Origin of the sequence: Ancylobacter sp. Lp-2 (assembly GCF_020523795.1) — a bacterium.
Taxonomy (GTDB): Bacteria; Pseudomonadota; Alphaproteobacteria; order Rhizobiales; family Xanthobacteraceae; genus Ancylobacter.
The window spans coordinates 623,688-643,262 of record NZ_JAJALI010000001.1 but is presented as its reverse complement, the minus strand read 5'-3'; the positions used below and the strand labels follow the sequence as shown (position 1 = coordinate 643,262).

Sequence of the window (19,575 nt, the reverse complement as noted above, 5' to 3'; positions counted from 1 at the left end):
GTCCGGCCCGCGCCACCGTCGCCGACCAGCCGACCGCACCGCGCCTTCCCGCGCCCTGCCGTGCCGGCCCTTCCGCCACCCGCGCGGAAAGGCAGCGAAGGAGAAGCAGGCCGCGCAGGCGTCGGACCGCACGCGTCACCTACCGACAGGCTCCTTCCGCATCATGGCTTCCACCCCCGCCGACCGCCCCGGCATCCCGCTCTCCGCCTATGGCCACCTCATCGCCATCTACCTCGTCTGGGGCGGCTCCTATCTGGCGGTGAAGATCTGCATTTCCGGCCCGGCGGCGATCACCGTGCCGCAGCTGCAATCGACGCGCATGTGGGGCGCGACGCTGCTGATCGGCCTGGTGGCGCTCGCCCGGACCAAGAGGGTGCCGCGTCTGACCTGGCGCGACATCGCGCTGTGCACGGTCAGCGGCGTCCTGATGTGGGTCGGCGGCAACGGCCTCGCCACCCTCGCCTCGCGGCACGCCGCCTCCAGCTTCATCGTCATGTCGATGGGCGCCATCCCGCTGTGGAGCTGCCTGCTGGAACTGGTCGTCGCGCGCACCCTGCCGGCGCGACGGACGTTGCTGGGGCTGGCGCTCGGCCTCGGCGGGCTGTTCCTGGTGGTCTCGCCGACGCTGATCGGCACGCGCGCGGCGATCATCGAGCCGGGCTATGCCGGCCTCACCGTGCTGCTGCTGGTCGGCGCCGGGCTGAGCTGGTCGCTCGGCACCATCGTGCAGCGGCCGCTGATGCAGCGGATGCGGCCGGAATGGGCAGCGACGGCGCAATTCCTCGCCGCGTCGCTGGTGCTGTCGACGATCGCCGCCGGCGAGCACGCGCCGCTGCCGGACATGCCGAGCCTGCACCAATGGCTGGCCTTCGGCTTCCTGATCGTGTTCGCCTCTGTGATCGGGCTGACCTCGTACATAAGGGTGATCGGTGCCTTCAGCCCGGTGATCGCCACCACCTTCGCCTATGTGAACCCGATCGTCGGCGTGCTGCTCGGCTGGCTGATGCTGGGCGAGGAGATCGCGCCGGTGTCGCTCGCCGGCCTCGCCGTCGTGCTCGCCAGCATCGCCATCGTGCTGAGCGGGCGGCGCTGAGCCGCCCCCACAGCCTCACCCCACCGCGCGCAGATGCCGGATCGGCCGGCCGGGGGTCATCGCCTGCGTGGCGCGCACGATGCCCTGGGCGTCGATGCCGTAATGGCGGTAGAGATCGGCCAGCGTGCCGGTCTGGCCGAAGCGCTCCACCCCGAGCGCCCGCACCCGGTGGCCATGCACCGCGCCGAGCCAGCCGAGCGTCGCCGGATGGCCGTCGATGACGGTGACGAGGGCGCAATGACCGGGCACGTCGGCCAATAGCCGCTCGACATGCGCCTCCCCCGCTTCGCCGCGCTCGCGCAGGCGCTGGGCGCCGGTCCAGCCGGCATGCAGCCGGTCGGCGGAGGTGACGGCCAAGAGCCCGACGTCGCGGCGGTCCTCGGCGATCAGGCCGACCGCCTCGATGGCCTCCGGCGCCAGCGCCCCGGCATAGGCGACGACGACCTGGGCGTTCGGCCCCGGCCGGCGCAGCCAGTAGCCGCCGGCGACGATGTCGGCGGCCAGCACCTCGTCCATGGCGCGGCGCGGCTGCTCGATGGTCCGGGTGGACAGGCGCAGATAGGCGGCGCCGCCCTGCGCGTCGGCGAGGCCATTCGCCTCGGTGGTCGCGGAGCCGGAGCGCTGCATGTAGTCGAAGGCGAAGCGCAGGATCACCGCGAGCTCGTCGACGAAGGCCGGCTCGAAGCTGGCGAGCCCGTCCTGCGCCATGCCGATCAGCGGCGTGGCGATCGACTGGTGCGCGCCGCCCTCCGGCGCCAGCGTCACACCCGACGGCGTGGCGGCGATGAGGAAGCGGGCGTCCTGGTAGCAGGCATAGTTGAGCGCATCGAGGCCGCGCTCGATGAACGGATCATAGAGCGTGCCCACCGGCAGCAGCCGCTCGCCGAACAGCGAATGCGACAGTCCGAGCGCCGAGAGCATGAGGAACAGGTTCATCTCGGCGATGCCGAGCTCCATGTGCTGGCCCTTCGGCGAGAATTCCCAGTTGAAGGTCGAGGGAATGCGCTCCCGCTTGAAGGTGTCGGCCATGGATTCCCGGGCGAACAGGCCGCGCCGGTTCACGAAGGCGCCGAGATTGGTGGACACCGTCACATCCGGCGAGGTGGTGACGATTCGGGCGGCGAAATCATCGTCGCGCTTGGCGATCTCGTGCATCAACAGGCCGAAGCCCTGCTGCGTCGACATCGTCGGCTGCAGGGCGACGTCGAGGCGCGCCGGCAGCGCCAGCGTCGGCGCCTCGTGGCGGCGCGTGCCCTTGGCGTTGAACGGGGCGGCGTCGAGGAAGGCCTTCAGCCGTTCGGCGGGCAGGGCAAGGCCCTCGAACGGCTCCCATTCATGGCCGGGCCGGATGGCATGGCGGGCGCGGAAATCCTCCATCTGCGCCGGGGTCATCAGCCCCGCGTGATTGTCCTTGTGGCCGGCGAGCGGCAGGCCGTAGCCCTTGATGGTGTAGGCGATGAAGCAGACTGGCCGGTCATGCTGGCGCGCCGCCTCGAAGGCGGCGGTGAGCGAAGCAAGGTCGTGGCCGCCGAGATTGGTCATCAGCCGCGCCAGCTCCTCGTCGGAGCGGCGCTCGATCAATGCGGTGACGGCCCCCTGGTCGCCGATCTCATCGAGGAGGCGCTTGCGCCAGGCCTTGCCGCCCTGGAAGGTGAGGGCGGAATAGAGCTGGTTCGGGCAGGTGTCGATGAAGCGGCGCAGCGCCTCTCCGCCCGGCTCGGCGAAGGCGGCCTGTTGCAGCGACCCGTATTTCAGGATGACGACGTCCCAGCCGAAATTGCGGAAGATCTGCTCGAGCCGCTGCCACAGCCCCTCGCGCACCACGGCGTCGAGGCTCTGGCGGTTATAGTCGACCACCCACCAGCAATTGCGCAGGCCGTGCTTCCAGCCTTCGAGCAGGGCCTCGAAGATGTTGCCTTCGTCCATCTCGGCATCGCCGACCAGGGCGACCATCTTGCCCTCCGGGCCGTGACCGAGATCCTTGGCACGCAAAAAGTCCTGCACCAGCGAGGCGAACAAGGTCTGGGCGACGCCGAGGCCGACCGAGCCGGTGGAGAAATCGACGTCGTCGACGTCCTTGGTGCGCGAGGGATAGGACTGCGCGCCCTTGTAGCCACGGAAATTCTCCAGCTTCTCGCAGCTCTGGTGGCCGAACAGATACTGGATGGCGTGGAACACCGGGCTGGCATGCGGCTTCACCGCCACCCGGTCCTCCGGGCGCAGCGCCTTGAGATAGAGCGCCGCCATGATGGTGGCGAGCGAGGCGGAGGAGGCCTGATGGCCGCCCACTTTCAGCCCGTCGACGTTCGGCCGGACATGGTTGGCGTTGTGGATGGTCCACGTCGCCAGCCAGAGCAGCTTCTTCTCCAGCTCCGCGAGTTCCGCTTCTGCCGCTTGCCGGGGGTTCTCCCGGCCTTCCGCCCGTTGCGCCGCCATCTTCCTTCTCCGGTGCTCTCTCCGGCATGCCGAGGGAAGACAGTACGCCCGCGCACGGCACGGTTGCAGCTATTCTCGGGCGCGAAAGCGAGCCATATTGGCTGGATACGCTAATTATTTTGCCTGATATGGCTGGATATGACCGAGATCGCCCTCGACGCCATCGATCGCAAAATCCTCGCCGCGCTGCAGGCGGACGCGCACGCCACCATGGAGCAGCTGAGCGCGCTGGTCGGGCTGTCGCCCTCGCCCTGCGCCCGGCGGGTGCGCCAGCTGGAGGCGGCCGGGGTGATCAAGCGCTATGTCGCGGTGATCGACCAGGACAAGGTCGGGCTGCCGATCAGCGTCTTCGCCTCGATCAAGCTGGAGCGCCAGCGCGAGGAGGAGCTCGACCGCTTCGCCAAGGCGATCATGCGCTGGCCGGAGATCGTCGAGTGCTACCTGATGACCGGGCAGCGCGACTACCTGCTGCGCATCGTGGTGAAGGATCTGCCGGCCTATGAGGCCTTCCTCAAGCGGACGCTGACCCGGCTGGAGGGCGTCGCCTCGATCGAATCGAGCTTCGCGCTCGGCCAGGTGAAGCACGCGCAGGGGCTGCCGATCGGCGAGTGAGCCGGCCACGCCGGCGGGTTTTGTTCGGACGCGTTTTCTTCACGCGAACCGGATTCCACTTCGCTCGAAAACGCTCTAGTCGCCGTCGGCTTCCGTGACGAGGTCGAGAAAGGCCTGCGCCGCCCGGGTGCGGTAGCGCTCCTTGTGGCGCAGCGCGAGGAAGCGGCGCGGCGGCAGCGGGAAGGCGATCTCGGCGAGCGTGCCGGCGCGGATGGCGGCGGCCGCTACCCGGCGGGACAGTACGGTAACGCCGCTGCCGGCCTCCACCGCCGCCCGCACCGCCTCGTTGGAGGGATATTCCAGAGCGACGTTCAGCCGCTCCGCCGCCAGGCCCAGGCTGGCGAGATGGGCTTCCAGCACCGCGCGGGTGCCCGAGCCCGGCTCGCGCAGCACCCAGGGGCCGGCGAGCAGCTGCTCCGGCGCGCTGGGCGGGCGCCAGGCCCAGGGATGGGTGACCGGCGTCACCAGCACCATCTCGTCCTCGGCCACCGGCAGCACCGCCAGCGCGGCATCGTCGAGCTCGCCCTCGGCAAAGCCGAGATCGGCGTCGCCGAGCCGCACCTGCCCGGCGACGAAATCGGTGTTGCCGACCGCGATGGCCACGGAGATGCCGGGATGGCGGACGCGGAACCGCTCGACCTGCCGCGGCAGCCAGTAGCCGGCGATGGTCTGGCTGGCGGCAAGGCTGAGCGCGCCATGGACGAGGCCGGAGAGATCGGCCAGCACCTTCTCGGCCGCCGCCGCCTGCGCCAGCACCGCCTTGGCCTCGACGAGGAACAGCCGGCCGGCCTCGGTGAGCTCGATGCGCCGCCCGATACGGTCGAACAGCCGGGTGGCGTAGCGCGCTTCCAGCGCCGCGATGGCGGCGCTGGTGGCCGACTGGGTGAGGTTGAGGTCGGCCGCCCCCTTGGTGACATGCTGGCGCGCGGCGACGGCGACGAAGATGCGCAGCTGTTCGAGGGTCATTCCGGTCCGTCGCCGATGCTCATGCGGTGATCTTCACCAGCATAAGACTGAAACCGGCGATGAAGGCAAAGGCGGCAAAGCCGAGCGCGAAGGGCCGGATGCCCTTGGCCCTCAATTTGGCGAAGCTGGTCTCCAGCCCCATCGCCGCCAGCGCCATCGACAACAGGAAGGAAGTGGCGACGACGAGATGTGACTTCAGCTCCGCCGGGAGGGTCACCAGGCTGTTCAGCACCACCATGCCGAGGAAGCCGAGCACGAACCACGGCACGGGCGGACGGGCGCCGCCGGCCTCGCCGCCGAAATGACGTGCCCGACGGGCGGCCAGGAGGCCGAGCGCGATCACCACCGGCGCCAGCAGCATCACCCGCGACAGCTTGGCGATGGTGCCGAACTCGCCGGCGGCGGCGCCGTCCTGATAGGCGGCGGCGACCACCTGGGCGATCTCGTGGATCGAGGCGCCGGCCCACAGGCCATAGGCATGCGGCGACAGATCGAGCACGCCGACCAGCAGCGGGTAGCCGAGCATGGCGATCGAGCCGAACACGGTGACGCAGGCCACCGCATAGGCGACGTCCTCGTCCGGAGCACGGGTGACGGTGTTGGTGGCGATCACCGCCGAGGCGCCGCAGATCGAGGTGCCGGCGGCGATCAGCTCGGCGAGGCCGCGCTCGACGCCGATCAGCCGGCCGAGCCAGGTGGTGAAGACGAAGGTGGCGACCAAGGTGAGGGCGATCACCGCGACGCCGGTGCCGCCGACCTCCGCCACCTGGGCGGCGGTGAGCTGGAGGCCGAGCAGCACGATGGCCGCACGCAGCAGGCGTCGCATGGCGAAGGTGACGCCGGGCCGGGCGCGGGCCGGGGTGCCGAGGGCATTGTGCAGGACCATGCCTATGAGGATGGCCAGGATCATCGGGCTGAGGCCGCTGAGATAGGGCAGTTGGCGCAGCCCGAAGGCGGCGGCGGCGATGGCGGCGGTGAGGGCAAGGCCCGGCCACAGCGCGAGCAGCGGCACGGCGGCACCGGACCGGCTCGCCGGCGCGGCACGATCGGCGGCGCGGGCGAGCCCAGCCATGTTGGCGGCAGGATGGGCGGCATGCGACTGAGCGGCCATCACCGGATCTCCCCGATGCCGGACAATCCGGCGATGGCCTTTGATCGCAAAGCTGGATTAATCGATCCAACACATTGTTTGGATCGTTTCGTTCGCTGAAATCGAACGGTCAGGCGCCGCGATGGGCGACGAAATCGATCTCCACCCGCGCGCCATAGGCAAGGCCGGTGACGCCGACGCAGGTGCGGGCCGGCAGCCGGCCTTCCGGGAAATAGCTGCGATAGGTCTCGTTGAAGACGGCGTAGTCCTCGTGGAACTCGGTGAGGAAGGCGCGGGCGCAGACCACATGCTCGAAGCCGAGGCCAAGCCCGGCGAGCACGAGGCGCAGATTCTCCATGACGTTGCGGGTCTGCGCCGCGATGCCTTCCGGCAGCACGCCCGGGGCCGCCGGGGTATCCGGCATCTGGCCGGTGACGAAGACGAAGCCATCGCATTCGACGGCGTGGCTGAACGGTGCCACCGGCTTCGGGCCACCGGCGATCATGTGGAACAGGGCAGACATGCGAGGGAACTCCAGACGGAAAGGCGCCGGGACGGACGGACCGACCGGCGATGTGGCCCGCCCATGCAAGCACAGGGCCGCGGCGGTCGCCGGCAAGGCCCGCACCGGACGCGGCGCCACGCACGAGAGCGCCCGTTAGTTACCTCTAAGTTACTGGCTTCACAAAACTTTGTCGCCCGAACCTCGCCATTGGCCGCCGAGCCGGCTTTCGACATCGCACGGTTCCGTGGCAAGAGGCGGCAAGGAGACCGGCATGACCGACAGGACGCGCATCACCTATCTGTTCGATCCGCTGTGCGGCTGGTGTTACGGCGCCGGGCCGGCACTCGGCACCCTGGCCGCCAATCCGGTCTTCTCGCTCGAACTGGCCCCGACCGGATTGTTCGCCGGCACCGGCGCGCGCCCGCTGGATGACGGCTTGGCCGCCCATGCCTGGGCGAACGACCAGCGCATCGAGGCACTCACCGGCCAGCGCTTCAGCAGGGCCTATCGCGATCAGGTGCTCGCCGATCGCCGGCGCGCCTTCGATTCCGGACCGGCGACGCTGGCCCTCACCGCCGTGCACCTCGCGGCGCCGGAGGGCGAGCGGGTAGCGCTCGCGGCGCTTCAGCATGGCCGCTATGTCGAAGGGCGCGACATCACCGACCCCATGGTGCTCGCCTCCCTTCTCGACGCCGCCGGCTTCCCGGAGGCCGCCAATCGGCTGGCGGCGCCGGATGCCGCGCTGCTGGAGGCGACGCGCACCCGCATCGCCACGGCGCGCCAGTCGATGCGCGCTTTCGGCGCCGACGGCGTGCCGGCCCTGCTGATCGGCGAGGGCGAGCGCCGCCGCCTGCTGCCTGCCGGCGTGCTGTTCCGCGACCTGTCAGTCTTGCTGGCGACGCTGGCGGCGGCGTGAGCGGCCCGGCGACTTACTGAACGGCACCCCGCGCGTACATCACGAAGGGCTGCGCGGAATACGTGCATGCGACGTCCGCCCCCGCGACCGGCGCGGTGCGCACGCGGGCGGAAAAGTGAAGCAAGGCAGCGCCCGGCAGGGCTCTCGCCCGCCACCGGTGGGCTCCAAGAAAAAGGCGCGCCCTGCTCAAAAAACAGGCGTGCCTGACATTTCGAATTTGTATAGCGTTTTTCAAGCCTGAGGCTGACGTCGAGATCGTCGGCACTCGACTCTAACTATCTGTCTTACAATCAGTTTCGCGGTACTAAGAATAGACACTTTCCAGAGGGGCACAGCCCCGGATCGCCGCGCTTGACCCGCGAAAAGCGCCGTGGCGAAGACACGCAGCACGATGGGCCGGACCGACCCGGACGGCACCGCAGGGAGACGCAGCATGATGACCAAACTCTTCCGCCGGTGCCTTGCCGGCGCGCTCACCGGGGCGGTCCTGACGGCCGCCGCGGCGCAGCCCGCCGCCGCCGGCAAGATCTCCATCGGCCACACGATCTGGGTCGGCTACGGCCCGCTCTACCTCGCCAAGGAGCTCGGCTTCTTCAAGGAGAACGGCGTCGATGCCGACTTCCAGGTGGTTGACGACTCGGCGCTCGCCATGGCCGCCCAGGCCGCCGGCAAGCTGGACGGCACCGCCACCACGCTGGACGAGATCCTGAAGTACCGCTCGCCGGATTTCTGCTTCAAGGCGGTGGCGCTGTTCGACGAGAGCCATGGCGGCGACGGCATGGTCTCGCTGAAGGAGATCAACTCGCTCGCCGACCTCAAGGGCAAGACGGTGGCGATGAACGAGGGCTCGACCTCGCAGTTCTGGTTCTCCTACCTGATGAAGAAGGCTGGCATCCCGCTGAAGGACGTCGAGGTGCTCAACATGAGCGCCGACGCCGCCGCCGCCGCCTTCATCGCCGGCCAGGTGCCGGCCGCCGTGACCTGGGAGCCGAACCTCACCCTGGTGAAGACCAAGAATGTCGGCAAGGTGCTGACCGACAGCGCTGCCACCCCGGGCGTCATCATCGACGTGCTGGAGTTCTCCTGCTCGGTGCTGAAGGACCGTCCGGCCGACGTGAAGGGCTTCATCGCCGGGCTGCAGAAGGCCGTCGACTACATCAAGACCAACCCCGACAAGGCCTATGAGATCATGGCCAAGGGCGTGGGCGGCTACCTGAAGGAGCCGAAGGACTTCGCCGACGCCGCCTCCGGCGTGAAGTTCTACGATAAGGCGATGACCATCGAATATTTCGGCACCGCGGCGAAGCCCGGCCCGGCCGCCGATGTCGTCAAGCTCGGCAACGAGATCTGGTCGGACCTCGGCAAGATCAAGAAGCCGGTCACCTATGACGAGATCATCGACCCGTCCTTTACCCAGTGACGCGCCTTTCCTGACCTTCCGGGACGCGGCCGACGCCGCGTCCCGTCCCTCTACGGACGGTGACACCGCATGGCCCGCAAGCGCTCCCTCGTCGATCTCTGCCTGACGCCGAAAGCCGAGATTCCCACCGGCCTGCGCTTCGCGGTCTCGACGCTGATGTGGGTGCTGGTGCTCGGCGCCTGGTCGATCGCCACCTATGGCGGCTTCATGCAGGACATCTTCCTGCCCTCGCCCTCCGCCGTGATCGGCGCCTTCTTCCGGCTGTTCGAGGACGGCACGCTCGGCCAGCACATCTGGGCCAGCGTGAAGGTGGTGGTGATCGGCTTCGTGATCTCCTCGGTCATCGCCGTGCCGCTCGGCCTCTTGATGGGCACCTTCCGCGTGGTGCAGGCCGGCCTCGAGCCGCTGGTGAACTTCATCCGCTATCTGCCGGTGACCTCCTTCGTGCCGCTGTTCATCCTGTGGATCGGCATCGGCATCGAGCAACGGATCATGGTGATCTTCTTCGGCACCTTCTTCCAGCAGCTGGTGATGATCGCCGACGTGTCGCGCGGGGTGCAGAAGGACCTCATCAACGCCTCCTACACGCTCGGCGCCACCCGGCGCGACGCGCTGCTGCACGTCTTGACCCCCGCCGCCATGCCCGGCGTGCTCGACACGCTGCGCGTCACCATGGGCTGGGCCTGGACCTATCTCGTCGTCGCCGAACTGGTCGCCGCCTCCTCCGGCCTCGGCTACATCTCCATGAAGGCGATGCGCGGCTTCCAGGTCGACGTCATTTTCCTCGCCATCGCGGTGATCGGCATTCTCGGCCTGCTCACCGACCTCGTGTTCCGGCTGCTGCGCATGCGGCTGGTGGCGTGGGCGAACTGAAGGAACCGACCATGACCGCCGTCACCGCCCTGCGCGAGGTTTCCGCCGCCACGATACCGGCCACGCCAACTGCCCCGCGTTTGCGCATCGAGGATGTGCGGCTCGAATACACCACGCGGCAGGGCAAGACCGTCGTCGCCATCGACAACATCTCCATCGACGTGCCCGACAACCAGTTCGCGGTGATCGTCGGCCCGTCGGGCTGCGGCAAGTCGAGCCTGCTCTATCTCGTGGCCGGGCTGAACGAGCCGACCTCCGGACGCATCCTGCTCGGCAACGAGGAAGTCGATGGGCCCGGGCCGGACCGCGGCATGGTGTTCCAGAGCTACACGCTGTTCCCCTGGCTCACCGTGCGCGAGAATGTCGAATTCGGGCTGAAGCGCCGCAAGGTGCCGGCCGCCGAGCGCGACGACATCGTCAACCGCTACCTCAACGAGACCGGCCTCGCCGCCTTCCACGACGCCTATCCCAAGCAGCTTTCCGGCGGCATGATGCAGCGCGTCGCCATCGCCCGCGCGCTCGCCAACGACCCGAAGATCCTGCTCATGGACGAGCCCTTCGGCGCGCTGGACAGCCAGACGCGCCACTCGATGCAGAAGCTGCTGCTACGGGTGTGGGAACAGCACAAGAAGACGGTGCTGTTCGTCACCCACGACATCGACGAGGCGATCCTGCTCGGCGACCGCATCTATGTGATGACCGCCCGCCCCGGCCGGCTCAAGGAAGAGGTGGTGGTCGACATACCCCGCCCGCGCACGCTCGACATGGTGATGGACCCGGAATTCATCGCGGTGAAGCGGCACATCCTCGAACTGCTGAAGAACGAGATCAAGGACGACGACGAGCATTAGGCCCGTCGCCGAAGAGCAGCCTTTGTGATGACGCCCGCACCGACGAATCCCGCGACGACAGCCTCCGCGACCAACTGGCTTTCGCTGTTCGAGCTGACCGGCCGCAAGGCGCTGGTGACCGGCGCCAGCCGCGGCATCGGCCGGATGCTCGCCGTGGCGCTCGCCTCCGCCGGCGCCGATGTCGCCATCGCCGCCCGCTCGCACGCCGGGCTCGCCGATACCGCCGCCGAGATCGAGGCGACAGGCCGGCGCGCCGTGCCGGTGGAGATCGACGTCACCGATGCCGCGTGCTGCCGCGCCGGCGTGGCGGAAGCCGCCGAGGCGCTGGGCGGGCTCGACATCCTCGTCAACAATGCCGGCATCGAACAGGTGTGCCCCTCGCTGGACGTCGAGGAGGAACTCTGGGACCGCATCCTCGACACCAACCTCAAGGGCGCGTTCTTCTGCGCGCAGGCGGCGGCGCGGGCGATGAAGGCCGCCAACCATGGCGGCGCCATCATCAATCTGTGCTCGCTGACCTCCGAGGTGGGCGTGCCCACCGCCGTGCCCTATGGCTCGTCGAAATCCGGCCTGCTCGGCATGACGCGGGCGCTGGCGGCGGAATGGGCGGGGCTCGGCATCCGCGTCAACGCCATCGCGCCCGGCTATTTCCGCACCGACATGACCGACGTGTTCTATGCCAATGACGCCTGGCAGACGGCGATGCTCGGCAAGATCCCACAGGGGCGGTTCGGCGAGCTCGGCGACCTCGCCGGAGCCGCGATCTTCCTCGCCTCGCCGGCCTCCGCCTATGTCACCGGCCAGTGCCTGCCGGTGGATGGCGGCTACCTCGCCTCGATCTGACCCCGGCGCCGAACCGCTCAGGAATCAGGCAGCGACGCGAAAAGTTTGGCCTCCCGGCCGCGCGAATATGGCTATACATATTCCGTCCAAATGAGGCGTGATCCCGAAGGAACGGCCATGTCGGACATCTGCAATCTCCACGAACTCGCCACCCTCGACGCACAGGCCCGCGCGGCGCTGCTGAAGCGCTCGGAGACCGACCTCTCCGGCTTCATCGACAAGGTGCGCCCGATCATCGAGGCGGTGCGGCTGGAGGGCGACGACGCGCTGGCCCGCTTCGGCCGCGAGCTCGACAAGGCGGAGCTGACCGCCGACCGCATCAAGGTGACCGGGGCCGAGTTCGACGCCGCCTTCAAGGCGGTGGAGCCGGAGGTGATCGAATCCATCCGTTTCGGCATCTCCAATATCCGCACCTTCCACGAGGAGCAGGCCCCCGAGCCGATGTGGCTGAAGGAGGTGCGCCCCGGCGCCTTCGCCGGCGACCGCTGGACGCCGATCCAGTCCGTCGCGCTCTATGTGCCGCGTGGCAAGGGCGCCTTTCCCTCGGTGACGATGATGACGGCGGTGCCGGCCAGCGTCGCCAAGGTGCCGAACATCGCGATCATCACGCCGCCGACCGCCGATGGCGGAGTCGATGCGGCGACGCTGGTGGCCGCAAAGCTCGCCGGGGTGGAGACGGTGTACAAATGCGGCGGCGCCCAGGCGGTGGCGGCGGTCGCCTATGGCACGCAGACGGTGGGCAAGGCGCTAAAGATCGTCGGGCCGGGCTCGCCCTGGCTGGTGGCAGCCAAGCGGCTGTTGTCCGGCATCATCGATACCGGGCTTCCCGCCGGCCCCTCGGAGGCGATCATCTTCGCCGACGGCACGGTGAACGGCGCGGTGGCGGCGCTCGACCTCCTGATCGAGGCCGAGCACGGGCCGGACTCCTCGGCCTATCTCGTCACCCATTCGCGCGAGGTGGCGGAAGCCGCGCTGAAGGCGCTGCCCGGGCACTGGGCCGGGATGACCGAGCAGCGGGTAGCCTTCTCCAAGGCGGTGCTGACCGGCAAGAGCGGCGGCATCGTGCTGACCTCCTCGGTCGAGGAGAGCATCGATTTCATCAACGCCTATGCGCCGGAACATCTGGAGATCCTCTCCACCGATCCGTTCGCGCATCTCGGCCGCATCACCGAGGCGGCGGAGGTGCTGATGGGGCCGCACACCCCGGTGACCATCGCCAATTTCGTGCTCGGCCCGAACGCCGTGCTGCCGACCAGCCGCTGGGCGCGCACCTATGGGCCGCTCTCGGTGACGGATTTCCTCAAGCGCTCCTCCATCGGCTACGTCACCGCCTCGGCCTATCCCGAATTCGCCGGCCATGCCCGCCGCCTCGCCCGCTATGAGGGCTTCTCCAGCCATGAGAACGCCGTCTCCGAGCTGCGCGACCAGCTGCTGAAGGGCGAGTGATGAAGGCGGTTTGGCGATGAAAGCGGTGCGGCTGCATGGTGCCGGCGATCTGCGCGTCGAGGAGGTGCCGGCGCCCGGCGCGCCCGAGCCGGGCTGGGTGCGGCTGAAGGTGACGGCGGCCGGCATTTGCGGCTCCGACATCCATAATTTCCGCACCGGGCAGTGGATCAGCCGCGCGCCCTCCATCGCCGGGCATGAGCTGGCCGGGGTAGTGACCGAGATCGGCGCCGGCGTGACCGGCTTTGCCACCGGCGACACGGTGGTGGCGGATTCGCGCTTCTGGTGCGGCGACTGCGCCGCCTGCCGGGACGGGCGGCATCACCTGTGCGAGAGGCTCGGATTTATCGGCGAGGCCTGCAACGGCGGCTTCGCGCAGGAGATCGTGCTGCCGGCGCGCCTCCTGCTGGCGGTGGCGCCGGAGGTCGACCCGGCGGTGGCGGCGATGGCCGAGCCACTGGCGGTGGCGCTCCACGCGGTGAAGCGGCTCAGGCCACAGCCGGGCGAGCCGGTGCTGGTGCTCGGCTGCGGGCCGATCGGCGGCCTCGCCGCGCTGGTGCTGGCGCGCCGCCATGACGGGCCGATCCTGGTCGCCGACCGCAACGCCGCCCGCGCCGCGCGGGTGGCGGAGGTGACCGGCGCGCGGGCGGTGGTGCTCGATGCCGGCGAGATCCGCGCCGCGCTCGGCGGCATGCTGCCGGTGGCTTCCATCGAGGCGACCGGCTCCACCGCCGCGCTGTCGCATCTCGTCGGCGTGCTGGAGGGCGGCGGACGGGTAGCACTGGTCGGCATCTTCCACGGCACGCTCGACATCGACCCGAACCTCCTGGTCGAGCGCGAGCTGACGATGATCGGCTGCCACGCCTTCACCGACGAGCTGCCAGCGGCAGTGGCGCAGCTGGCAGGGCTGGAAGCCGACCTCGTGCGGCTGGTCGACCGGCAGATCGACCTCGACGCGGTGCCGGACGCCTATCAGCGGCTGATCCGCGGGGAGGCGACCGGGCTCAAGACCATCATCCGCCCCGATGGGGTGCCGACATGAGCCGTACCGCGGAATTGCGGGCGCTGGCGGCGCGCGACCCGAAGACGGCGGAAGCGCCGCTGGCACGCCTGCTGGCCGACCTGTTCGGGCTGCGGGCCACGAATGTGCGGATCAATCTCGACCAGTACAGCCTCAACTCGCTCAATGGCTTCTTCGACACCGAGGACGGCGCCTTCTTCTTCAAGTTCCATCAGGAAGAGGGAGAGGAGGCGATGGCCGGCGAGTATTACCGCGCCGACATCCTCGCCCGCGCCGGCCTGCCGGTCGACCAGCCCGTGCATGTCTCGACCGAGCCGGGCGAACAGATCCTAGTCTATCGCCGCCGCGACGAGCCGCGCTTCTCCGACGTGGTGCGCGCGCTCGACCTCGCCGATGACGCGGCAATGCGGAAGCTCGCGATCGAGGCGGAGCGCCGGCTGTCGCGGCGGCTCATAGCCACCTATCGCGCCAGCCTGCACCCGATCACCCCTGACGAAGCGGCGGCCGAACCGATCCACCGGCTGTTTCACGAGCGACTGATCGACCGCCTGCGGGAGGGTGGGCGGCGGTATCCCGGCGGGCGTTTCGCCGACTATTATGTCGGCGAGTCCTTCGCCTTTCCCGGCCTCGAACTGGACTGGGCCGACATCTCGGCGCGGCGCTTCGTGATCAACGGCACCGCCTATGCCCGCTCGCTCGGCGAACTGTTCGACGCCGCCGCGGCGCGGCTGCGGCCGGAACGCCTCGCCGATGCCGGCGGGGTGGTCGCCCATGGCGACGCGCACAACGCCAATGTCTGGTTCACCCGCACGGGAGAGACGGCGCATCTCGCCTTCTTCGACCCCGCCTTTGCCGGCGCCAATGTGCCGACGCTGCTCGCCGAGGTGAAGGCGACGTTCCACAATGTGTTCGCACATCCGTTCTGGCTCTACGACCCCGCGCTGGCCAGCGAGCGGTTCTCGGCGTCCGTGCAGCTGGAGCCCGGTCATCTCATCGTCGAGACCGACTGGGCGCTGTCGCCGGTGCGGCAGGGGCTGCTGGAGGTGAAGGCGCAAGAAGTCTGGCGGCCGCTGCTCGCCGACCTCGCGGCGCGCGGCCTGCTGCCGGCGGACTGGCGCCAAGTGATCCGGCTCGGCCTGTTCCTCTGCCCGACGCTGGTGATGAATCTGCGCGCCGGGGTCCGCTCGCACACACCGGTCTCCTCGCTGATCGGGCTGTCGGTGGCGGTGATGGTCGGCTCGGAGCCGGTGGCCGGCGAGGATGTGGTGACGCGCTTCCTCGACGCCATCGATCCCGTGCGGGGCTGAGCCGCCGGCTTCGCCCTTGGTTCATCGCGACAAAGCGGGCGCCGGCGGCCTATAGGAACGCACAGCAACGAGCGCCGGAGTACAGTAATGACCATCGTCAATGTCGAGGATGCCCGCGCGGCGGCCAAGCGCCGGTTGCCGAAAATCTTCTTCGACTATGTCGATGGCGGCTCCTTCAACGAGGACACGCTCAGGGCCAACCGCGCCGATTTCCAGCGCTGGACGCTGGTGCAGCGGGTGTTGAACGACATCTCGGTGCGCGACCTTTCGACCGATTTCCTCGGCGCGCGGCATAAGCTGCCGTTCATGCCGGGGCCGGTGGGCTTCCTCGGCCTCTATGCCGGCCATGGCGAAATCGCGGCGGCGCGCGCGGCGCATGCGGCCGGCGTGCCGCTGTGCCTCTCCACCTTCTCCATCGCCTCGCTGGGCGAGCTGCGCGCCGCCACCTCCGGGCCGCTGCATTTCCAACTCTATGTGATGAGCGACCGCGCCATCGGCGACGAATTGCTGGCGCAGGCCGAGGCGGCCGGCGTCGACACGCTTTATCTCACCGTCGACACCGCCATCACCGGCGTGCGCGAGCGCGACGTGCGCAACGGCTTCCGGGCACTGACGCGGATCACCCCGGCGCTCGGGCTGCGGCTGGCGACCCGGCCGCGCTGGTGCCTCGACATGCTCAGCGCCGGCATGCCGGAGGTCGGCGCGGTGAAGCACCGGGCGGAATTCGGCCGGGGGGTGCTGGAGCAGGCCGGAAACTTGTCGCGGCGCATCGACACCGGCCTGTCGTGGAAGGATGTCGACTGGCTGCGCGGGCGCTGGAAGGGTCGGCTGGTGCTGAAGGGCATCCTCGCGCCGGAGGACGCGCTGACCGCGCGGGCGGCGGGGGCGGATGCCATCGTCGTCTCCAACCATGGCGGGCGGCAGCTCGACGGCACCTCCTCCACCATCGCGGCGCTGCCGGCGATCACCGACGCGCTCGACGGCTCCATGGAGGTGCTGTTCGACGGCGGCGTGCGGCGAGGGGCGGACATCGTTAAGGCGCTGGCGCTCGGCGTTTCCGGCGTGCTGCTCGGCCGCGCCTATGTCTACGGGCTCGGCGCCGGCGGCGAAGCGGGCGTCGCCCGCATCCTCGCCCATCTCGCCGAGGAGGTGAGCCTCACCCTCGCGTTGATGGGGCTGACCTCGGTGGACGAATTGAAGGCACGCGGGCGCGCGGCACTGGCGCCGCGCGCTGTTTAGACGGGAAGCTTCTGCGGCACTGGCACCGCGCACTTTGTAGAAACCGGCCAGGCGGTGCCGTGCCGATCCCCTGTCACGCCCGCTTCTGGTTGTAGACGTCGAGGCAGACGGCGCCGAGCAGCACCAGGCCCTTGATGACCTGCTGGTAGTCGATGCCGATGCCGAGGATCGACATGCCGTTGTTCATCACCCCCATGATCAGCGCGCCGATCACCGCGCCGCCGACCCGCCCGACGCCGCCATAAGCCGAGGCGCCGCCGATGAAGCAGGCGGCGATGACGTCGAGCTCGAAACCGAGGCCGGCCTTGGGCGTCGCGGTGTTCAGCCGCGCGGCGAAGATCAGGCCGGCCAGCGCCGCCAAGACGCCCATATTGACGAAGGTGAGGAAGGTGAGCCGCTCGGTCTTGATGCCGGACAGCTTGGCCGCCTTCTCGTTGCCGCCCACCGCATAGATCTGCCGGCCGATCACCGTGCGGGTAGTCATGAAGCCGTAGAGCGCCACCAGGGCGGTCATGATGACCAGCACATTGGGCAGGCCGCGATGCGAGGCGATGAGATAGGCGAAATAGACGATCACCGCGAAGAACACCGCGTTCTTCAACAGGAAGAAGCCATAGGGCTCGGTCTCGATGCCGTGGCTCTCCTGCCGGGCGCGGGCGCGGAAGTTCTGCCACACCAGCGCCAGCGCCAGGACCGCGCCGATGGCGAGCGAGGTCGGGTAGAGCGTGCCGGCATCGGGGACCAGTTCGGGGATGAAGCCGGAGGACAGCTTCTGGAACTCGACCGGGAACGGACCGACCGACTGGCCGGCGAGGATGGCGAGCGCCAGCCCCTTGAACACCAGCATGCCGGCCAGGGTGACGATGAAGGACGGGATCTTGAAATAGGCCACCCAATAGCCCTGCGCCGCGCCGATGGCCGCGCCGAGCAAAAGACAGATGAGGGTGGCCAGCACCCAGGGCACGCCCAGCTTGACGATCAGCACCGCCGCCACCGCGCCGACGAAGCCCGCCACCGAACCGACCGACAGGTCGATATGCCCGGTGACGATGACCAGGAGCATGCCCAGCGCCATGATGACGATGTAGCTGTTCTGCAGCACGAGGTTGGTGAGGTTCAGCGGCCGCAGCAGCGTGCCGTTGGTCACCACCTCGAAGAAGATCATGATGGCGAACAGCGAGAGCATCATCCCGTATTCGCGCAGATTGTTCTTCAGGAAGCCGGCATGGGACGGCTTTTCCTTCAGCGCGGCGTCGCTCATGGACGTTCTCCTTCGCGCGAGAGGGCTGGGCTCGAGGGGGCGGGGCTCGAGAAGACTGGGCTTGAGAAGACTGGGCTCTTGTCGGTCTGGCGCATGATGGCACGCATGATCTTCTCCTGCGTGGCCTCGGACCCCAGGAACTCGCCGACGAAGGCGCCCTCGTTCATCACGCAGATGCGGTCGCAGATGCCGATCAGTTCCGGCATCTCCGAGGAGATGACGATCACGCCTTTGCCGGCATCGGCCAGCTCGTTGATGATGCAGTAGATTTCATACTTGGCGCCGACATCGATGCCGCGCGTCGGCTCGTCGAGGATCAGCACCTTCGGGTCGGTGAACAGCCATTTCGACAGCACCACCTTCTGCTGGTTGCCGCCGGAGAGCTTGCCGGTCTCCTGATAGACGCTGTGGCTGCGGATGCGCATGCGGGCGCGGTAATCGGCGGCAACCTTCAGCTCCTTCACGTCGTCGACCACATTGGCCGAAGCGACGGCGGCAAGGTTCGCCAGGGTGATGTTCTTGCGGATGTCGTCGGCGAGCACCAGGCCGAGCTGCTTGCGGTCCTCGGTGACATAGGCGAGCCCCGCATCCACGGCGCGGCGCACGGTGGAGAGGTCCGCCGCGCGGCCCTCCATCTCGGCCCGGCCGGTGATCTTCTGGCCATAGCTGCGCCCGAAGATGCTCATGGCGAATTCGGTGCGCCCGGCACCCATCAGCCCGGCAATGCCGACGATCTCGCCGCGCTTCACCTCGAAATCGACATTGCGGATCATCTGCCGGTCGGCATGCTGCGGATGGAACACCGACCAGTCGCTGACGCGGAAGATGGTGTCGCCGATAGCCGTATCGGAGGCTTTGGGCTCACGCTTCGGGTAGCGGTGCTCAAGGTCGCGATCGACCATCTTGCGGATGATGCGGTCCTCCTCCACCGCGCCTTCGGAGCAGTCCATGGTGTCGACGGTGCGCCCGTCGCGCAGCACGGTGATGCGGTCGGCGACCTTGGAGACCTCGTTCAGCTTGTGCGAGATCAGAATGGAGGCGATGCCCTGCGCCTTGAACTCCAGGAGGAGGTCGAGCAGCGCCGCGCTGTCCTTCTCCGACAGGCTGGCGGTCGGCTCGTCGAGGATGAGCAGGCGCACCTTCTTCGACAGCGCCTTGGCGATCTCCACCAGTTGCTGCTTGCCGACGCCGATATTGGTGATCAGCGTGTCCGGCGCCTCGTCGAGACCGACCTTGGCGAGCAGTTCCTTCGACCGGCGATGCACGGCGCCGCGGTCGATGACGCCGAAACGCGACGGCGGATCGGTGAGGAAGATGTTCTCGGCGATCGACATCAGCGGGATCAGGGCGAGCTCCTGATGGATGATGATGATGCCGAGCGCCTCGGAATCGTTGATGTCGCGGAAACGCCGCTCCTCGCCGTCGAACAGGATGGCGCCCTCATAGGAGCCGTGCGGGTGCACCCCGCTCAGCACCTTCATCAGGGTCGACTTGCCGGCGCCGTTCTCGCCGACCAGCGCATGGATCTCGCCGGGCTCGACGGTGAGATCCACGCCGCTCAGCGCCTTCACCCCGGTGAAGTTCTTGCTGATGCCGCGCATTTCCAGAAGGGCGTTCATGAGCCGCTTCCTCTCGAACAGGCCCCGCGCCGGACGGGATCGAACCGCCGGCGCGGGAGCCTCTGGGTTGACGGGAGGCT

Annotated in this window: 17 protein-coding genes; 11 read left to right on the top strand and 6 right to left on the bottom strand. The window is 68.7% G+C overall.

All coding sequences use genetic code 11. The features are described 5' to 3' along the window. Positions 1–163 precede the first annotated feature (163 nt). Positions 164–1,093, top strand: a complete 930-nt coding sequence (locus tag LGR54_RS03030) for a DMT family transporter (RefSeq protein ID WP_230360476.1) — start codon at positions 164–166, stop codon at positions 1,091–1,093. Positions 1,094–1,108: 15 nt separating this feature from the next. On the opposite strand, the gene LGR54_RS03025 is transcribed toward LGR54_RS03030, so the two are convergent. Further along, complete coding sequence (locus LGR54_RS03025) at positions 1,109–3,529, bottom strand: transketolase (RefSeq protein ID WP_230360475.1); 2,421 nt, start codon at positions 3,527–3,529, stop codon at positions 1,109–1,111. A gap of 138 nt (positions 3,530–3,667) precedes the next feature. Here LGR54_RS03025 and LGR54_RS03020 point away from each other — a divergent pair, with 138 nt between their 5' ends. Further along, a complete protein-coding gene (locus LGR54_RS03020) occupies positions 3,668–4,141 on the top strand; it encodes an Lrp/AsnC family transcriptional regulator (RefSeq protein ID WP_230360474.1) in 474 nt (157 codons plus the stop codon). Between the two features lie 75 nt (positions 4,142–4,216). Here the strand turns inward: LGR54_RS03020 and LGR54_RS03015 are convergent, their stop codons facing one another. The 3 genes from LGR54_RS03015 to LGR54_RS03005 all read right to left on the bottom strand — a co-directional run bounded on the left by LGR54_RS03015 (position 4,217) and on the right by LGR54_RS03005 (position 6,720). Next, positions 4,217–5,107: a LysR family transcriptional regulator gene (locus LGR54_RS03015; protein ID WP_230360473.1), complete on the bottom strand. Its 891-nt coding sequence runs from the start codon at positions 5,105–5,107 to the stop codon at positions 4,217–4,219. Positions 5,108–5,126: 19 nt separating this feature from the next. Further along, complete coding sequence (locus LGR54_RS03010; protein ID WP_370638114.1) at positions 5,127–6,218, bottom strand: YeiH family protein; 1,092 nt, start codon at positions 6,216–6,218, stop codon at positions 5,127–5,129. Between the two features lie 109 nt (positions 6,219–6,327). Further along, positions 6,328–6,720 (bottom strand): RidA family protein, encoded by a 393-nt coding sequence (locus tag LGR54_RS03005; RefSeq protein ID WP_230360472.1) that lies wholly within the window; start codon positions 6,718–6,720, stop codon positions 6,328–6,330. A 253-nt stretch (positions 6,721–6,973) separates the two neighbouring features. Here LGR54_RS03005 and LGR54_RS03000 point away from each other — a divergent pair, with 253 nt between their 5' ends. From LGR54_RS03000 to LGR54_RS02960, 9 genes are all read left to right on the top strand, one after another. Continuing rightward, entirely contained in the window at positions 6,974–7,618 is a 645-nt protein-coding gene (locus LGR54_RS03000; RefSeq protein WP_230360471.1) for a DsbA family protein, read from the top strand. A gap of 433 nt (positions 7,619–8,051) precedes the next feature. After that, the gene (locus tag LGR54_RS02995) at positions 8,052–9,038 is read left to right on the top strand and encodes an ABC transporter substrate-binding protein (RefSeq protein WP_230360470.1); all 987 of its coding nucleotides are present in this window, start codon (positions 8,052–8,054) and stop codon (positions 9,036–9,038) included. A gap of 69 nt (positions 9,039–9,107) precedes the next feature. Continuing rightward, complete coding sequence (locus tag LGR54_RS02990; protein WP_230360469.1) at positions 9,108–9,911, top strand: ABC transporter permease; 804 nt, start codon at positions 9,108–9,110, stop codon at positions 9,909–9,911. Positions 9,912–9,922: 11 nt separating this feature from the next. Then, the gene (locus tag LGR54_RS02985; protein ID WP_230360468.1) at positions 9,923–10,762 is read left to right on the top strand and encodes an ABC transporter ATP-binding protein; all 840 of its coding nucleotides are present in this window, start codon (positions 9,923–9,925) and stop codon (positions 10,760–10,762) included. A 27-nt stretch (positions 10,763–10,789) separates the two neighbouring features. Beyond that, positions 10,790–11,605: an SDR family NAD(P)-dependent oxidoreductase gene (locus tag LGR54_RS02980; RefSeq protein ID WP_230360467.1), complete on the top strand. Its 816-nt coding sequence runs from the start codon at positions 10,790–10,792 to the stop codon at positions 11,603–11,605. Positions 11,606–11,722: 117 nt separating this feature from the next. Next, a complete protein-coding gene (hisD, locus tag LGR54_RS02975) occupies positions 11,723–13,051 on the top strand; it encodes a histidinol dehydrogenase (RefSeq protein ID WP_230360466.1) in 1,329 nt (442 codons plus the stop codon). Between the two features lie 16 nt (positions 13,052–13,067). Beyond that, entirely contained in the window at positions 13,068–14,090 is a 1,023-nt protein-coding gene (locus LGR54_RS02970; RefSeq protein ID WP_230360791.1) for a zinc-binding dehydrogenase, read from the top strand. Further along, positions 14,087–15,376, top strand: a complete 1,290-nt coding sequence (locus LGR54_RS02965) for a hypothetical protein (RefSeq protein ID WP_230360465.1) — start codon at positions 14,087–14,089, stop codon at positions 15,374–15,376. Before LGR54_RS02970 ends, LGR54_RS02965 begins: the two co-directional genes overlap by 4 nt. An 87-nt stretch (positions 15,377–15,463) precedes the next feature. Continuing rightward, entirely contained in the window at positions 15,464–16,615 is a 1,152-nt protein-coding gene (locus LGR54_RS02960) for an alpha-hydroxy acid oxidase (protein WP_230360464.1), read from the top strand. Between the two features lie 73 nt (positions 16,616–16,688). Here the strand turns inward: LGR54_RS02960 and mmsB are convergent, their stop codons facing one another. Next, positions 16,689–17,876: a multiple monosaccharide ABC transporter permease gene (gene mmsB / locus LGR54_RS02955; RefSeq protein ID WP_230360463.1), complete on the bottom strand. Its 1,188-nt coding sequence runs from the start codon at positions 17,874–17,876 to the stop codon at positions 16,689–16,691. Next, entirely contained in the window at positions 17,873–19,495 is a 1,623-nt protein-coding gene (gene mmsA / locus LGR54_RS02950; protein WP_230360462.1) for a multiple monosaccharide ABC transporter ATP-binding protein, read from the bottom strand. The genes mmsB and mmsA overlap by 4 nt, the downstream gene beginning before the upstream one ends. Positions 19,496–19,575 lie beyond the last annotated feature (80 nt).

What these genes read in the sequence shown, in the direction of transcription:
- LGR54_RS03030 (WP_230360476.1), top strand. Translation starts at nt 164, where the DNA reads ATGGCTTCCACCCCCGCCGACCGCCCCGGCATCCCGCTCTCCGCCTAT.
- LGR54_RS03025 (WP_230360475.1), bottom strand. Translation starts at nt 3,529, where the DNA reads ATGGCGGCGCAACGGGCGGAAGGCCGGGAGAACCCCCGGCAAGCGGCA.
- LGR54_RS03020 (WP_230360474.1), top strand. Translation starts at nt 3,668, where the DNA reads ATGACCGAGATCGCCCTCGACGCCATCGATCGCAAAATCCTCGCCGCG.
- LGR54_RS03015 (WP_230360473.1), bottom strand. Translation starts at nt 5,107, where the DNA reads ATGACCCTCGAACAGCTGCGCATCTTCGTCGCCGTCGCCGCGCGCCAG.
- LGR54_RS03010 (WP_370638114.1), bottom strand. Translation starts at nt 6,218, where the DNA reads ATGGCCGCTCAGTCGCATGCCGCCCATCCTGCCGCCAACATGGCTGGG.
- LGR54_RS03005 (WP_230360472.1), bottom strand. Translation starts at nt 6,720, where the DNA reads ATGTCTGCCCTGTTCCACATGATCGCCGGTGGCCCGAAGCCGGTGGCA.
- LGR54_RS03000 (WP_230360471.1), top strand. Translation starts at nt 6,974, where the DNA reads ATGACCGACAGGACGCGCATCACCTATCTGTTCGATCCGCTGTGCGGC.
- LGR54_RS02995 (WP_230360470.1), top strand. Translation starts at nt 8,052, where the DNA reads ATGATGACCAAACTCTTCCGCCGGTGCCTTGCCGGCGCGCTCACCGGG.
- LGR54_RS02990 (WP_230360469.1), top strand. Translation starts at nt 9,108, where the DNA reads ATGGCCCGCAAGCGCTCCCTCGTCGATCTCTGCCTGACGCCGAAAGCC.
- LGR54_RS02985 (WP_230360468.1), top strand. Translation starts at nt 9,923, where the DNA reads ATGACCGCCGTCACCGCCCTGCGCGAGGTTTCCGCCGCCACGATACCG.
- LGR54_RS02980 (WP_230360467.1), top strand. Translation starts at nt 10,790, where the DNA reads ATGACGCCCGCACCGACGAATCCCGCGACGACAGCCTCCGCGACCAAC.
- hisD (WP_230360466.1), top strand. Translation starts at nt 11,723, where the DNA reads ATGTCGGACATCTGCAATCTCCACGAACTCGCCACCCTCGACGCACAG.
- LGR54_RS02970 (WP_230360791.1), top strand. Translation starts at nt 13,068, where the DNA reads ATGAAAGCGGTGCGGCTGCATGGTGCCGGCGATCTGCGCGTCGAGGAG.
- LGR54_RS02965 (WP_230360465.1), top strand. Translation starts at nt 14,087, where the DNA reads ATGAGCCGTACCGCGGAATTGCGGGCGCTGGCGGCGCGCGACCCGAAG.
- LGR54_RS02960 (WP_230360464.1), top strand. Translation starts at nt 15,464, where the DNA reads ATGACCATCGTCAATGTCGAGGATGCCCGCGCGGCGGCCAAGCGCCGG.
- mmsB (WP_230360463.1), bottom strand. Translation starts at nt 17,876, where the DNA reads ATGAGCGACGCCGCGCTGAAGGAAAAGCCGTCCCATGCCGGCTTCCTG.
- mmsA (WP_230360462.1), bottom strand. Translation starts at nt 19,495, where the DNA reads ATGAACGCCCTTCTGGAAATGCGCGGCATCAGCAAGAACTTCACCGGG.